We start from the raw sequence: 15073 nt of genomic DNA on the forward strand, positions 1-15073 counted from the left end.
GCCCCACCACGTCGTGGTGGGGCCCCGTTGCGGGCCAGTCAGGAAGCGGTAACCTCCGTCAGCCGACCTTGACGACGCGCACGGCGGACGTCTTGGCGTTGCGGGTGCTGCTGCCCGCGTAGACGACCCGGTAGGACGTCGTCTTCGCGACCTTCACGCTCTTCGACCAGGTGCCCTTGCTCGTCACCTTGACGGTCGCGACCTTCGACCAGGACTTGGCGCCCTTCGCCTTCTTCTGGACGACGAGCTTCGTGCCCTTGGGCAGCTTCGTCTTCGTGTACCAGTGCTTCGAGTCGGCCCGCAGGTAGGTCGCCTTGCCCGAGAGCTTCGCGGTGTGGTTCTTCTTCACCTGCGACGCCGACGCCGACGGCTTGGTGAGCGACGTGGAGGTGCGGACGTAGTAGGTCGTCGCGGCCGTCGCCTTGACGTTGTCGATCGTGCCGGCCTTGTTGACCGTGTACCGGTAGGCGGTGACCTTCGCGGACAGCTTGCACTTGCCGCTGAGCGTGTAGTACCGGATCAGCCCGGACTTCGTGTTCTTGAAGGTCACGGGGATCGTCAGGGTCGAGCTCTTCGTCAGGCCGTACTTCCAGGCCACGGTCCGACCGGTCTTGCCCCCACACGTCTCGGCGCCCGTGCTCGTCAGGACGACGCTGTAGGTCACGGGCTTCGGCGTGCCGTTCTTCGAGCCGTCGGAGAACGTGTCCTGGAACGGTGCTGGCACCCGCACCGTGACCTTGGCCCACCTCTTCACGGTGTACTTGCCTGGCTTGTTGGTGAGGTCGGAGACGGTGAGCTTGACACTCACGCCGTGCGTCGACTTGGCCGCCGAGCGCGTCGCGGCGTCGGCCGAGAGCGCCGGAGCCGAGACGAGACCGATCGCCAGGGCCGTGGTGATGGCGCCGGCAACGGCGCGCTTGAACGTTCGCATGCAGAGAATCCCCTCGTGATGCATGTGCTGCCGACGGCCTTCCCGTCGACGTACGACCCGCGTGGGCCGCGCACATCATGACGCATCGCGTCGGGCGAACCTGCCATGTCTCACCGCCGTGACCAGGTGAAACGTGGCGGCGGATGATCCTATGGATAGTCAAGCCGCGAGTGCGAGGTGGGGCCGGTAGGACGGTGGAGATCTCGCGGGCGACGTGCACTCGAGGCAGCGGATGGTGTCCCTCTTCGACAGCCCTTCGCTGGTGCGTCGTTCGACGTGGGCGTGGGTGCGCCGGTCCCGTCAGTCAGAGCTTGGGTCGGGAACGACCGCTGCGGGGCTCACCTACATCCTCTTCGTCAGAGCTCGTCGGGGTCGTCCCACGACGTGCCGGACGAGTCCCCCTCGATCGGGTGGAGCTCCATGGCGGACAGCGACTGTGGTGCCCGGGAGGCGTCGCCGCCTGCCAGGAGCTCGCGGCGGCGTTCGCTCGACAGTCGGCCGTCGTCGTCGGTGGCCAGGGTCCCGCGTGTCGCCGTGCCGCGCTGGGGGGTGGTGGCGCGGGCGGCGGTCCGTTCGGTGCTCATACCTCGGGTCTACCAGGTCCGACGGCGGCCCGCACGCACCCGCCGCGCCCGGCGACGGACCGTCACACAAGGTTCACCCCCGTGTGACATTCGTCGCACCGCTCGCCCGACGTAGCGACGCGGGCGGTGGCACGCTGGGGCCCATGGATCTCTGGCCAGGCCGCCCCTACCCGCTCGGCGCCACCTTCGACGGCACCGGCACCAACTTCGCCCTGTTCTCCGCCGCGGCCGACAAGGTCGAGCTGTGTCTCCTGCAGGACGACGGATCGGAGGAGCGCCTCTCGCTCCGTGAGGTCGACGCGCACGTGTGGCACGGCTACCTGCCCGGCGTCGGACCCGGGACACGCTACGGATACCGGGTCCACGGGCCGTACGACCCGGCTCAGGGCGAGCGGGCCGACCCGAGCAAGCTGCTCCTCGACCCGTACGCGAAGGCGATCGACGGCATGATCGACGGCGACGAGTCGCTCTTCTCGTACCGGTTCGACGACCCCGACGAGCGGAACACCGACGACTCCGCCGCCCACACCATGCACTCGGTGGTCATCAACCCGTACTTCGACTGGGGGCACGACCGGCCGCCGAACCGCGACTACCACGACAGCGTCATCTACGAGGCGCACGTCAAGGGCATGACGATGCAGCACCCGAAGGTGCCCGAGCATCTGCGCGGCACGTACGCGGGGATGGCGCACCCGGCGGTGATCGAGCACCTGACGCGGCTGGGCGTGACCGCCGTCGAGCTGATGCCGGTGCACCAGTTCGTGGACGACCCGGTGCTGCGCGATCGCGGCCTGTCGAACTACTGGGGCTACAACACGATCGGCTTCTTCGCGCCGCACAACGGCTACACGGCCTACGGCACGCGCGGGGAGCAGGTGCTGGAGTTCAAGGCGATGGTCAAGGCGCTGCACGAGGCCGGGATCGAGGTCCTTCTCGACGTCGTCTACAACCACACCGCGGAGGGCAACCACCAGGGTCCGACGCTGAGCTTCCGGGGCATCGACAACGCGGCCTACTACCGGTTGGTCGACGGGGACGAGGAGCACTACTTCGACACGACCGGCACCGGGAACTCGCTGCTCATGCGGTCCCCGCAGGTGTTGCAGATGATCATGGACTCGCTGCGGTACTGGGTCGAGGAGATGCACGTCGACGGGTTCCGCTTCGACCTCGCGGCGACCCTGGCCCGCCAGTTCCACGAGGTCGACCGCCTGTCGGCGTTCTTCGACCTCGTCCACCAGGACCCGGTCGTCTCGCAGGTGAAGCTCATCGCGGAGCCGTGGGACCTGGGCGACGGCGGCTACCAGGTGGGCGGCTTCCCACCCCTGTGGACCGAGTGGAACGGGAAGTACCGCGACACGGTGCGGGACTTCTGGCGCGGCGAGCCGTCGACGCTGCCCGAGTTCGCGAGCCGCCTGACGGGATCGTCGGACCTGTACGAGCACAGCGGCCGCAAGCCCATCGCGTCCATCAACTTCGTGACCGCGCACGACGGCTTCACGCTGCACGACCTGGTCTCGTACAACGAGAAGCACAACGAGGCCAACGGCGAGGGCAACAACGACGGGGAGTCGTACAACCGGTCGTGGAACTGTGGAGTCGAGGGCGAGACGAAGGACAAGGAGATCGTCCGGCTCCGGCGTCGTCAGCAGCGCAACTTCCTGGCGACGCTGATGCTCTCGCAGGGCGTCCCGATGATCGCCCACGGCGACGAGATCGGCCGGACCCAGGGCGGGAACAACAACGGCTACTGCCAGGACAACCCGACGACGTGGGTGGACTGGGACCTCGACGACGACCGCCGGGCGCTGCTCGACTTCGCCCGTCAGGCGGTCGCGCTGCGCCGCGAACACCCGATCCTGCACCGGCGCGGGTTCTTCACGGGCCGCGCGGACATCGAACCGGGCTCGGGCGACGTCGGCCCTGACGGCGTGCTCGACGAGGACACCGGCACCGAGGGGCACGCCCCGTCGCCGGGCGACGAGCCGGCCGACATCGAGTGGCTCGACCTCACGGGCGAGCGGATGGACTCCACGGACTGGGAGCAGAGCTTCGCGCGGACGGTCATGGTGTTCCTCAACGGCGCCGCGATCCCGGAGACGGACAAGCGGGGCGAGCCCATCGTCGACGACTCGTTCCTCATCCTCCTCAACGCGCACTCCGACGAGCTGGCCTTCCACCTGCCCGACGAGTCGTTCGGCTCGTCGTGGACGGTGCGCCTCGACACCGACGGCTCGACCCGACCGGGCGCCCGCGTGCTCGCGGGCGCGACCCTGCGCGTGACGGGTCGCAGCACGATCATCCTGTCGCGCCCGTCGGAGCTCGGATGACGGCGCCGGTCCTCGCCCGACGCCGCCCCGACCCGGGCCGCCCGGTCCCGGTCTCGACGTACCGGCTCCAGCTCGGGCCCGACCTGACGTTCGACGACGCCGCACGCCAGGTCCCGTACCTCGCCGCGCTCGGCGTCACACACCTGTACCTGTCCCCCGTGCTGCAGGCGGCGCCGGGTTCCACGCACGGCTACGACGTCGTCGACCACACGCGGGTCTCGGACGTCATGGGCGGCCGGCCCGGGCTGGACCGCCTCGCGGCCGCTGCCCACGCGCACGGCCTCGGCACGGTGCTCGACGTCGTCCCGAACCACATGGCGGTCCCCGTGCCCGAGTGGCACAACCGCGCCCTGTGGTCGGTGCTCGCGCACGGTCCCGAGTCGGAGTACGCGCACTGGTTCGACGTCGACTGGTCCGCGGGCGACGGCGCGGTGCTCCTCCCGGTGCTCGGTGCGCGTCTCCCCGACGTGCTCGCCGCGGACCAGCTCGCTCTCGACGAGGTCGTGCTGCCGGGCGACGAGACACCGACGGCGGTCCTGCGCTACTTCGACCACGTGCTCCCGGTCCGGCCCGGCACCGAGTCGCTCGCCCTGACCGACCTGCTCGAGCACCAGCACTACCGGCTCGCGTACTGGCGGGTGGGTGACGAGGAGCTCAACTACCGCCGCTTCTTCGACGTCGGCTCGCTCGTCGCGATCCGCGTCGAGGACGAGCGTGTGTTCGACGCGACCCACGCCCTGGTGCTCGAGCTCCTCGCCGACGGCACGATCGACGGCCTGCGCATCGACCACCCCGACGGGCTCGCCGACCCGGGCGGCTACCTCGAACGGCTCGCGGAACGCACCGGACGCTCGTGGGTCGCCGTCGAGAAGATCCTCGAGGGCGACGAGACCCTGCCGCCCGACTGGGAGACGGTGGGCACCACGGGCTACGACGCGCTGTGGCGGCTCCAGGAGCTGTTCGTCGACCCGCGCGGGCGCACGAACCTGGCACGGCTGCAACGTGCCGCGGAGCCCGACGCCAGCGAGGGGCTCGAGCCGCTCGTCGCGCGCTCCAAGGCCGAGGTGCTCGACGGCGCCCTGTACGCCGAGCTGCACCGCCTCACCGACCTGGCGCGCGCCGTCTGCCAGGACGACCCGCGGCTGCGCGACCACGCGTGGCGCGCGCTGCACGAGTGCCTGGCCGCCCTCCTCGTGGAGTTCGACCGCTACCGGGCGTACGTGGTGCCGGGCGTCGAACCGCGGCGGGAGGCGGTCGACGCGGTCGAGGCTGCGGCCGCCCGGGCACGCACCGACCTGCCCGCGGACCGCGCGGAGACGCTCGACGTGCTGGTCGCGCTGCTCCTCGGCCGTGAGGTCGGCAGCGCCGGTCGGACCCGGGGACCGCGCCGCGACGAGCTCGTCGTGAGGTTCCAGCAGGTCTGCGGGGCGGTCATGGCCAAGGGGGTCGAGGACACGGCCTTCTACCGCTGGACCGAGCTGACGAGCCTGTGCGAGGTCGGGGCCGACCCGGTCCCGTTCTCGCTCGACCCGCACGCCTGGCACGCGTTCGCCGAGACCTTCGGTGCGCTGACCCCGCTCGCGATGACCACCGGGTCGACCCACGACACCAAGCGCAACGAGGACACCCGCGCCGCGCTCGGCGTGCTCTCGGAGCGTGGCGGCGCGTGGGAGGCGACGGTGGCCGGGCTCGAGGCGCGCACCCGCACCCGGCGGTCCGCGCTCGTCGACGGGCACGCGGCAACCCTCCTGTGGCAGACGCTCGCAGGCACGTGGGACCCCGACGCCGACGAGGGGCGCGGCGCACCCATCGCCGAGGACCGGCTCGCCGACTATCTCCTCAAGGCGTTGCGCGAGGCCAAGCTGCGCACCTCGTGGACCGACGGCGACACCGCCTACGAGGAGGCCGTCGTCGAGCTGGCCCGCGCGACGCTCACCGACGACGCCTGCGTCGAGCTGCTGCGCGCGTGGTCGCGGGACGGCGAACGGGCCCTGCGGGCCGCGTCGCTCGGCATCAAGCTCGTCCAGCTCACCATGCCCGGGGTCGCGGACGTCTACCAGGGCTCCGAGGGCTTCGCCCCCGCCCTCGTCGACCCCGACAACCGACGACCCGTCGACCACGAGGCGCTCGCCGCTCGGCTCGCCAGGCTCGACGAGGGCGCGGGCGCCCGCACCCTGTCCGACCAGAAGCTCCTGGTCACTTCCCGCGCGCTGCGGGTGCGCCGCGCCGAGCCGGAGACCTTCGTCGGCGCGGGCGCGGGCTACCTGCCGCTGCCCACGTCCTCGCCGTGCGCGGTCGCGTTCGCGCGCACCCGCGACGGTGAGGCCCGGGCGGTCACGGTCGTGACGCGGCTCGCAACCGAGCTCGACGGGACGGGCGGCTGGCGCGAGCACACGGTCGTCCTGCCCGAGGGGCGCTGGAACGACGTCCTGACCGGCGTCCGTGTCGCCGGCGGCGCGGTCCGTCTCGACGCGCTGCTCGCCTCGCTCCCGGCGGCGCTCCTCGTGCCCGACGACGCCCCCGCCGGGGAGGAACGGTGACCCCCGAGGTCTGGGCGCCCCGGGCGCACCGGGTCGACCTCGTGCTCCCGCCGGGCACGGACGGCTCGTTCGCCGGCGCCGAGCGTGTCCCCCTCGAACCGGACCCCGACCGCGCGGGCTGGTGGCGAGCGGACCGCGACCTCCCGGACGGCGCCGACTACGCCTTCGCGCTCGACGACGGCCCCCCGCGCCCCGACCCGCGCAGCGCGCGCCAGCCCTACGGCGTCGACGGCCCCAGCCAGGTCGTCGACACGAACGCCTTCGCCTGGACCGACGACGCCTGGCCCGGCCGGGACGTGCGTGGACAGGTGCTCTACGAGCTCCACGTCGGCACGTTCACCCCCGAAGGGACGCTCGACGCCGCCGTGGACCGCCTCGACCACCTGGTCGACCTCGGCGTCGGCGTCGTCGAGCTCATGCCCGTGGCCGCGTTCGGCGGCCGCTGGGGCTGGGGCTACGACGGCGTCGCCCTGTGGGCCGTCCACGAGCCGTACGGCGGCCCCGAGGCCCTCGCCCGCTTCGTCGACGCCGCGCACGCCCGGGGGCTCGCCGTGGCGCTCGACGTCGTCTACAACCACCTCGGCCCGGCCGGCAACTATTTGCCCGAGTTCGGCCCCTACTTCACGGACACCCACCACACCCCCTGGGGACCCGCCGTCAACCTCGACGCCCCCGGCAGCGCCGAGATCCGCGCCTGGATCCTCGGCAACGCGTGCCGGTGGCTCCGCGACTTCCACGTCGACGCGCTCCGTCTCGACGCCGTCCACGCGCTCGTCGACGACTCCCCCCGCCACCTGCTCGCCGAGCTCGCCGACACCGTCGCCGACCTCGCCGCCACTCTCGGACGCCCCCTGTCGCTGATCGCCGAGTCCGACGAGAACGACCCCGCCACCACGGCCCCCACCGCCGACGGCGGCCGCGGCATGACGGCACAGTGGGCCGACGACGTCCACCACGCCGTGCACGCCTACCTCACCGGAGAACGACACGGGTACTACGTCGACTTCGGGTCCGTGGCGGTGCTCGCCAAGGCCCTCACCGGCGTGTTCGTCCACGACGGGACCTGGTCCACCTTCCGCGACCGGCCGTGGGGCGCTCCCCTGCCACCCGGACGCGACGGCCACGCGTTCGTCGTCTTCGACCAGGACCACGACCAGGTCGGCAACCGGGCCCTCGGCGACCGCCCCTCCGCCCGGCTCGACCCCGGGGCGCTCGCGGCGTCCGCGGCGCTCGTGCTCGTCTCGCCGTTCACCCCGATGCTCTTCATGGGCGAGGAGTGGGGTGCGAGCACCCCGTGGCAGTACTTCACGGACCACGCCGACCCCGAGCTGGGGCGCGCCATCCAGGAGGGGCGGAGCAAGGAGTTCGGCGGGCACGGCTGGGAGGCGCTCTACGGCGGCGAGGTGGACGTGCCCGACCCGCAGGACCACGCGACGCGCGACGCGTCCGTCCTGGACTGGTCCGAGCGGGGCGAGGGCGTGCACGCCGCGCTGCTGGCCTGGTACCGCACGCTGATCGCGCTGCGCGCTGAGCGGGCCGTGGCGTCGGGCGACCTGGGCGACGTCGTGGTGCGCGCGCAGGACGACGACGCGACCGTCGTCGTGACCCGGCCGGGCGTGATGGTCGCGTTCACGCGGTCCGACGAGGACGTCGTCGTGGCCCTGCCCGACACGGACGACGCCTGGCGCGTCGCGGCCGCCTGGGACGACGCGGCCCGGCTCTCCGAGACCGACGCCGGCCCGGGCCTCACCCTGGGACCGCGTTCGGTCGCCGTGCTGCTCACGACCCCTCGCGCTGCCGCAGACCCGGCGCGTCCGTAGGCTCCCGTCATGGGCCACTCGAAGAAGCACCGCGGGATGAAGAGCTCGACCGGGTGGGACGTTCCCCCGCCCGAGGCGCTGCGCGCGCCCGCCGGGTTCGACCTGGCGGCCTTCGACCGACACTCGACACCGGGCTGGTCGCACGGCCGCGGCAAGGCCGAGAAGCTCGTCGCGCACCACGCCGGCGAGCTCTCCGACCTCCAGGAACGGCTCTTCGCGGAGGGCCGGTCCGGCGGGTCGCGGTCCGTCCTCCTCGTGCTGCAGGGCATGGACACCGCGGGCAAGGGTGGGATCGTGCGGCACGTCGTCGGGCTCGTGGACCCCCAGGGCGTGGCGCACCGCTCGTTCGGCGTGCCCACGCCCGAGGAGGCGCGGCACCACTACCTGTGGCGCGTCCGGCGGTCGCTCCCCCGCCCCGGGTACATCGGCGTGTTCGACCGTTCCCACTACGAGGACGTGCTCGTGGTCCGGGTCGACGAGCTCGTGCCGAAGAAGGAGTGGGAGAAGCGGTACGACGAGATCAACCGCTTCGAGGAGCGGCTCGTCGAGTCGGGGACGAGCATCGTCAAGGTCGCGCTGCTCGTCTCGCCCGAGGAGCAGAAGAAGCGCCTGCTCGAGCGCCTCGACCGGCCCGACAAGTACTGGAAGTACAACCCGGGCGACGTCGACACGCGGGAGAAGTGGCCCGCGTACCAGGAGGCCTATCAGGCCGTCCTCGACCGGACGAACACGGAGGCCGCGCCCTGGCACGCCGTCCCCGCGGACCGCAAGTGGTTCGCCCGGCTCGCGGTCTCGGAGCTCCTCCTGGACGCGCTGCGACGTCTCGACCTCGGCTGGCCACCCGCGGACTTCGACGTCGACGCCGAGCGCGAGCGTCTGCGCGCGACGTGACCCCGGCTCAGGCCGCGGGCGCCGTCACCCGGGTCCGTCCGTCCTCGGCGAGCGCGCCGAGGCGTGACAGGGCCCGGAAGTACTTCTTGCGGTAGCCGCCCGCGAGCATCTCCGGGGTGAACAGGCCGCTGTCGCCGCCGCCCAGCAGGACGGGCACGTCCCGGTCGTAGAGACGGTCGACGAGCACGGCGAGGCGCAGCCCGACGCTCTGGTCGGTCACGGGGTGGACGCCCGTGAGCGCGAGGAGCTCGACACCGTCGAGCAGGGCGCCGTAGCGGCTCGGGTGCACGCGTGCGAGGTGCGCGACGAGCGTGTCGAAGTCGTCGAGCCGGGCGCCCTCGACGGCCTCCGCGGCCGCACGGACCGCGTCGGCAGGCACGTCGGGTGCCTCGGTGACGGTCGGGCGGTGGCGGTAGTCGGGCCCGTCGATCCGCAGGACCTCGAAGCGCGAGGACAGCGCCTGGATCTCGCGCAGGAAGTCCTCGGCGGCGAACCGGCCCTCGCCCAGGGACTCCGGGAGAGTGTTCGACGTCGCAGCCAGCGAGACGCCCGCGTCCGCGAGCTCGCGCAGGAGACGCGACATGAGGACCGTGTCACCCGGGTCGTCGAGCTCGAACTCGTCGATGCACACCAGGGTCTTCGTGGCCAGCGCGTCGACCGTCTGCCGGAACCCGAGCGCGCCCACGAGGTTCGTGTACTCGACGAACGTGCCGAACGCGACCCGCTCGAGCCCCACCTCGTGCGCGAGGGAGGCGAGCAGGTGCGTCTTGCCGACGCCGAAGCCGCCGTCCAGGTACACGGCCGGGGGTGCCTGCTTCTTGGCCCGCTTGAACAGCCCGCCGGTGCGCGGCTTCACGAGGACCTGCGCCACCTCCTGCAGCCGCGTCAGCGCGGCCTGCTGGGTCGGGAAGTCCGGGTTGGCCCGGTAGGTGCTGAACCGGGCGGCGGCGAAGTGCCGCGGCGGGACGAGGTCGGCGAGCAGTCGGTCCGGCGAGACGTGCGGGACGACGTCGCTCAGCGCGGGGACAGGAGTGGTCACGACCGTCCAGCGTACGTCGGGTCGGGCGACGCTCGCTGTGACTCAGGTCTCGCTCGCCTCTGCGGGCCGGCGGCGGCCGTGCGGTGCGACACGCACGAGCTGGGGCGAGCCCGGGTCGTCGAGCACCCCGCGCACGGCTGCAGCGACCGCCTCGTGACCGAGCTCCGCGTGGGGGTCGAGGTTGCGGTCGTCGCCGGCGACGGCCGCGAGGAACGCCACCTCGTGGAACCGCACCCCACCGTCGTGCTCGAGCGCCACGGCGCGCAGCAGCATCCGCTGCGCCGCGCCCGTCACGTTGACGGGTCCGGACCCGACCATGGGCTCGTCCGCCGCGGCGCCGTTCGTCGTGACGTACACGGCGTCGTCCTGCCCGTCGACGAGCGGCACGTACGCCTGCATGGCACGCAGGTGCGCGGTGAGGTGGTCGTCGAGGGCGCGCTGCCAGGCGTCGGGGGCCAGGTCGAGCAGGTGGGGGCCGATGCTCCAGCCGCCCAGGGACGCCACGACCGCCGACGGCGCCGGGTCCAGTCGGGCGAGCGCGGGCACTGCACCGGCGGGTCCGGACGCGTCGAGCGGCACCACGACGAGCCGACCGGGCGCGTCGTCGAGCACGGCCGACAGGTCGCGCACCGAGTCCGGCCGTCTCGTGGGAACCGCGACCGTGCACCCGCGCCGCACGAGGTCCGTCACCACGATCCGCCCGAGGAAGCCCGCTCCCCCGGCGACGACCACCGTCCGCGCATCCGTCCGCCCTGTCACGCGCCCACCCTAGGGCCGCACGGGCGGCGGCGCGCCGCTAGGGTCGGGGCATGACCGAGAACGCCCCCGCACCGCAGCCCGCCGCGCCCGCCACGAAGACCGTCCTCGTCCTCGCGGAGGACGCGCTCGCCCAGGCCGACGTCCAGCACATCGTCGACATGCACCCCGAAGACGACCTGCGGTACGAGGTGCTCGTCCCCGCCGACTCGGAGCGGAACTTCGCCGTCGAGCTGATCGACCACCTCAGCGTGGGCGAGCTCAAGCAGGCGTGGCACGACCTGCGCCGTGACGTCCCGTCGAAGCCGCAGGCCGAGAAGACGGCGGAGGAGCAGGTCGCCGAGACGGAAGACCTGTTCGCCGCCGCGGGCCGCGAGGCGTCGGGGATCGTCACGGCGGACGACCCGCTGCCCACCGTGCAGGAGCGCGCCGCCCGCGGCGACGTCCTCGAGCTCGTCGTCGTGACGTACCCGCACGCGGTCGAGGACACGTTCCACCGCGACTGGGCCTCGCGGGCCCGCGAGGAGCTCGCCGACCTCCCCGTCCTGCACCTGTACGCGGGCACGAGCGAGATCGGCTGACCGGCCGTCAGTCCGCGCGGACCTCGTGGCCCGCGCGGACGATGGTCGCGCGCGCGAGCTGGTCGAGGGAGTCGACGTAGACGGGGTCGACGAGCAAGCCGTGGTCGACGGCGGCCACCGACAGCTCGGTGCAGCCGAGCACGACGGCAGCCGCCCCCCGGTCCTGCAGCCGCCCGACGACGCCCTGCAGTGCGGGCAGGTCCACGGGCCTTCCTGCCTTGACCTGCTCGTAGATCACCGCCGACACGACGGCCTGGTCGTCGTCGTCGGGGACGATGGTCTCGATGCCGTGCTCGGCGAACGCGTCCTGGTAGACGCGGGCGGCGACGGTCCCCTCGGTCGCGAGGAGCCCGACGACGGTGCGGTCGGCGATCCGCGCGCGGACGGCGTCGACGGTCGCCTCCACGATCGACACGAACGGCACGTCGACCGCCTCGACGACCTGACGGGTGAAGTGGTGTGCCGTGTTGCACGGCATCACGAGGAAGGCAGCACCGAACGCCTCGAGCCGGCGTGCGTCCCGCGCCAGCACCTGTCCCGGGTCGGCGGACGAGCGGCCGAGCACGAAGTCCGTGCGGTCCGGGATCGTCGCATGGTCGAAGACCACCATGTCGAGGTGATCCTGGTCGCGCTCGGCCCGGGTCAGGGCGACGACGCGCTGCAGGAAGTAGGCGGTCGCCATCGGGCCGACGCCGCCGAGCACGCCGACGAGGGGCTCGTCGGCGTGCTCGGGTGAGGTCCGCTCAGCCACGCGGCGTCCCCGCCTCGGCGGGCGAGCCCGTCGGCCGGTACGCCGTGGCGCGCGCATCGGAGACCGGGTAGAACTGCCGGAACTTGCGGACCTGGTTGAGCTCGGACAGCCAGATCCACGCGTCGCGGCGCAGCGACCGGTCGCGCCCGTACCGCAGCGGGTGCGCGACGCGCCGCACCTGCTTGAGCCGGGCACGGACCTCGGGGTCGTCGGCGGCTCTGACGTACCGTCGCAGCAGGAATCCCGGCACGATCCGGTACAGCACCTGCTGCCGGATCGGCACCGGGATGTTGCCGTGGAGCACGTGCTCGGTGACCCACAGCTTCGCGGGGTTCACCCCGCTCGCGGTCATGTAGTAGTTGGACCGGCCCGTGCGCGGGTTGAGCTCGAAGAAGTAGCCCTTCCCGTCGCGCGGGTCGACCTTGATGTCGAAGTTCGCGAACCCCGTCCAGCCGAGGTGCTCGACGAGCCTGCGCGCGTCGGCCTCGATCTGCGGGTGCGGACCGGTGAGGATCGCCGCGGGGTTCCCGAGCGTGCCCGGCGTGTGCTCCTCGACCAGGACGTGCCCGCCCACCGCCGTGCGCACGTAGCCGCGCCCGTCGGAGAACGTGGTCATGATCCGCATCTGGGCGTCCGAGCCGGGCACGAACTCCTGCACGATGAACGCACCCCGGTAGCCCGCGTCCCCGGCGGCGGTCAGGAGCCACTGGAGCTCCTGGGCGGAGGTCAGCTCGTGGACCTTCCTCTTGCCCCGGAACTTCACGTGGTGCCAGGCCGCGTTGTCGCCGGGCTTCGCGATGATCGGGAACCGCAGGTCGAGCTCGCCGACCTGGTCGCCGCCCTGACGCACCACCGTGCGCGGGTGCGGCACCCCCAGCTCGAGGCAGAGCTCGGAGAAGCGCTGCTTGTCCATCACGCGGTCGAGCAGGTCGAGCCGCGTGTAGGGGACGATCGCGACGTCCTCGAGCCGCGCCCGGTGCTCGGCCAGCGCCCGCACGTACCAGTCGACGCACGTCACGACCATGAGGGGCACGTCCGACTGCGCCGCCAGGTCGCGGATCGTCCGCACCATGACGTCCGGGTCGTCCAGACCGGGCACGACGAGGTTGTCGAGGATCTTCGAGTACCGGACGTTGCGGGTCGGGACGATCGTCACGACCGTCGAGCGGACGCCGTACGCCTCGTGGAACGCGCGCGCCAGGCTGTACGCCCCCGCGTCACCGCCCAGGACGACGGGCCGGACGACGGGGGCGCCGTGCGCGGTGACGCGACGGCTCACGCCTCGGTCTCGCTGCGGTCGCCCGACCACTCGGTGTGGAACGTGCCCTCACGGTCCACCCGGCGGTAGGTGTGCGCCCCGAAGAAGTCGCGCTGCGCCTGGATCAGCGCGGCGGGCAGACGATCCGCCCGCACGCCGTCGTAGTACGACAGCGACGACGCGAACGCCGGCGTCGGGACGCCGTTGAGCGCGGCCTGCGCCACGATCCGGCGCCACGCCGCGAGCCCCTTGCCGACGACGTCCGCGAAGTACGGGTCCGCGATCAGGAGCGGCAGGTTCTCGTCGCGCTCGTACGCCTCGGTGATCCGGTTGAGGAACTTCGCGCGGATGATGCAGCCACCCCGCCAGATGCGGGCCATGGCGCCACGGTCGACGCCCCAGCCGTACTCGGCGCTCGCGGCGGCGATCTGATCGAAGCCCTGCGAGTAGGCGACGAGCTTCGACGCGTACAGCGCGAGGCGGACGTCCTCGACGAAAGCGTCGCGGTCCTCGATCTGCCAGGTGCCGGCGTCGCCCGGCAGGACGCCGCGCGCCGCCTCGCGCTGGGGGACGGACCCGGACAGCGCGCGGGCGAACGTGGCCTCGGCGATACCCGTGATCGGGACGCCCAGGTCGAGGGCGTTCTGCACGGTCCAGCGGCCGGTGCCCTTCTGCTCCGCCTGGTCGAGGACGATGTCGACGAACGCCTTGCCGGTCGCGGCGTCGACGTGCTGGAGCACGTCGGCGGTGATCTCGATGAGGAAGGACTCGAGGTCCCCCGCGTTCCACTGCTCGAAGATCTTGCCGATCCCGGCCGCGGACTCGCCGAGCCCGTGCTTGAGGAGGTCGTACGCCTCGGCGATGAGCTGCATGTCGGCGTACTCGATGCCGTTGTGGACCATCTTGACGAAGTGGCCTGCGCCGTCGGGCCCGACCCAGGTGCAGCACGGCGTGCCGTCGACCTTCGCGGAGATGTCCTCGAGGATCGGGCCGAGGGTGGTGTACGACTCCTTGGGGCCGCCGGGCATGATGCTGGGCCCGTTGAGCGCGCCCTCCTCGCCGCCGGAGACGCCCATGCCGACGAAGTGGAGGCCGAGCTCGGCGAGCTTGTGCTCGCGGCGGATGGTGTCGGGGAAGTGCGCGTTGCCGCCGTCGATGACGACGTCGCCCTCCTCGAGGTGCGGGATGAGCTCGTCGATGACGGCGTCGGTCGGGTCGCCCGCCTTGACCATGATGACGATCTTGCGGGGGCGCTCGATGGAGGCCACGAAGTCCGCCGTGGACTCCGACGGGACGAAGTCGCCGTCGCCGCCGTGGTCCGCGATGAGCGACTCGGTCTTGGCGTAGGAGCGGTTGTGCACCGCGACGGTGTACCCGTGCCGGGCGAAGTTCCGTGCGAGGTTGCGGCCCATCACAGCGAGGCCAGTGACACCGATCTGTGCGCGTGCGGACATGCTGAAGACTCCTAGGCGGTGGTCGGAAGGAAAACATCGGGAATGCTCTGAGGCTTCGTTGCCAGCGTAGTCCAGACACGCTCCACGGCGGCACGCCGTCCACCTCCACGAGAACGGGCCGACCTGCACCTACAG

General features: G+C 72.3%; 12 protein-coding genes. 5 read left to right on the forward strand and 7 right to left on the reverse strand.

The genetic code is table 11. From position 1 onward, the window contains the following. Positions 1-58: 58 nt before the first annotated feature. Together KDY119_RS09595 and KDY119_RS09600 are read right to left on the reverse strand one after the other, a co-directional pair. A complete protein-coding gene (locus KDY119_RS09595; protein WP_051136531.1) occupies positions 59-931 on the reverse strand; it encodes a hypothetical protein in 873 nt (290 codons plus the stop codon). A 356-nt stretch (positions 932-1287) separates the two neighbouring features. Then, entirely contained in the window at positions 1288-1515 is a 228-nt protein-coding gene (locus tag KDY119_RS09600) for a hypothetical protein (RefSeq protein ID WP_036950038.1), read from the reverse strand. 143 nt (positions 1516-1658) lie between these two features. On the opposite strand from KDY119_RS09600, the gene glgX reads away from it, so the two are divergent. The 4 genes from glgX to KDY119_RS09620 are packed head-to-tail and all read left to right on the forward strand — an operon-like array spanning position 1659 to position 9099. Continuing rightward, on the forward strand, positions 1659-3848 hold the full coding sequence (gene glgX / locus KDY119_RS09605) for a glycogen debranching protein GlgX (RefSeq protein WP_036950036.1): 2190 nt from the start codon (positions 1659-1661) through the stop codon (positions 3846-3848). Next, complete coding sequence (treY, locus tag KDY119_RS09610) at positions 3845-6388, forward strand: malto-oligosyltrehalose synthase (protein WP_153022248.1); 2544 nt, start codon at positions 3845-3847, stop codon at positions 6386-6388. Before glgX ends, treY begins: the two co-directional genes overlap by 4 nt. Then, entirely contained in the window at positions 6385-8208 is a 1824-nt protein-coding gene (gene treZ, locus KDY119_RS09615) for a malto-oligosyltrehalose trehalohydrolase (RefSeq protein WP_153022249.1), read from the forward strand. Before treY ends, treZ begins: the two co-directional genes overlap by 4 nt. Before the next feature lie 9 nt (positions 8209-8217). Beyond that, a complete protein-coding gene (locus KDY119_RS09620) occupies positions 8218-9099 on the forward strand; it encodes a PPK2 family polyphosphate kinase (protein WP_227994281.1) in 882 nt (293 codons plus the stop codon). Between the two features lie 7 nt (positions 9100-9106). Here the strand turns inward: KDY119_RS09620 and zapE are convergent, their stop codons facing one another. Both zapE and KDY119_RS09630 read right to left on the reverse strand, forming a co-directional pair. After that, positions 9107-10138, reverse strand: a complete 1032-nt coding sequence (gene zapE / locus KDY119_RS09625; protein WP_036950032.1) for a cell division protein ZapE — start codon at positions 10136-10138, stop codon at positions 9107-9109. A 42-nt stretch (positions 10139-10180) separates the two neighbouring features. Next, a complete protein-coding gene (locus tag KDY119_RS09630; protein ID WP_148284137.1) occupies positions 10181-10897 on the reverse strand; it encodes an SDR family oxidoreductase in 717 nt (238 codons plus the stop codon). Positions 10898-10947: 50 nt separating this feature from the next. Between KDY119_RS09630 and KDY119_RS09635 the strand changes: the two genes are divergently transcribed. Then, the gene (locus tag KDY119_RS09635; protein WP_036950027.1) at positions 10948-11475 is read left to right on the forward strand and encodes a hypothetical protein; all 528 of its coding nucleotides are present in this window, start codon (positions 10948-10950) and stop codon (positions 11473-11475) included. A gap of 7 nt (positions 11476-11482) precedes the next feature. Here KDY119_RS09635 and cuyB read toward each other — a convergent pair whose 3' ends face one another. The 3 genes from cuyB to gndA are packed head-to-tail and all read right to left on the reverse strand — an operon-like array spanning position 11483 to position 14938. Beyond that, on the reverse strand, positions 11483-12226 hold the full coding sequence (cuyB, locus tag KDY119_RS09640) for a cysteate racemase (RefSeq protein ID WP_227994282.1): 744 nt from the start codon (positions 12224-12226) through the stop codon (positions 11483-11485). Continuing rightward, on the reverse strand, positions 12219-13505 hold the full coding sequence (locus KDY119_RS09645) for a carboxylate--amine ligase (RefSeq protein ID WP_083890879.1): 1287 nt from the start codon (positions 13503-13505) through the stop codon (positions 12219-12221). The genes cuyB and KDY119_RS09645 overlap by 8 nt, the downstream gene beginning before the upstream one ends. After that, on the reverse strand, positions 13502-14938 hold the full coding sequence (gene gndA / locus KDY119_RS09650; protein ID WP_036950025.1) for an NADP-dependent phosphogluconate dehydrogenase: 1437 nt from the start codon (positions 14936-14938) through the stop codon (positions 13502-13504). The genes KDY119_RS09645 and gndA overlap by 4 nt, the downstream gene beginning before the upstream one ends. Positions 14939-15073 lie beyond the last annotated feature (135 nt).

Origin of the sequence: Luteimicrobium xylanilyticum (assembly GCF_009429125.1) — a bacterium.
Taxonomy (GTDB): domain Bacteria; phylum Actinomycetota; class Actinomycetes; order Actinomycetales; family Cellulomonadaceae; genus Luteimicrobium; species Luteimicrobium xylanilyticum.

Bases quoted from the DNA above. Each gene is read 5' to 3' on its own strand.
- KDY119_RS09600 (WP_036950038.1), bottom strand. From the start codon at position 1,515: ATGAGCACCGAACGGACCGCCGCCCGCGCCACCACCCCCCAGCGCGGC.
- KDY119_RS09620 (WP_227994281.1), top strand. From the start codon at position 8,218: ATGGGCCACTCGAAGAAGCACCGCGGGATGAAGAGCTCGACCGGGTGG.
- KDY119_RS09595 (WP_051136531.1), bottom strand. From the start codon at position 931: ATGCGAACGTTCAAGCGCGCCGTTGCCGGCGCCATCACCACGGCCCTG.
- gndA (WP_036950025.1), bottom strand. From the start codon at position 14,938: ATGTCCGCACGCGCACAGATCGGTGTCACTGGCCTCGCTGTGATGGGC.
- treY (WP_153022248.1), top strand. From the start codon at position 3,845: ATGACGGCGCCGGTCCTCGCCCGACGCCGCCCCGACCCGGGCCGCCCG.
- KDY119_RS09635 (WP_036950027.1), top strand. From the start codon at position 10,948: ATGACCGAGAACGCCCCCGCACCGCAGCCCGCCGCGCCCGCCACGAAG.
- glgX (WP_036950036.1), top strand. From the start codon at position 1,659: ATGGATCTCTGGCCAGGCCGCCCCTACCCGCTCGGCGCCACCTTCGAC.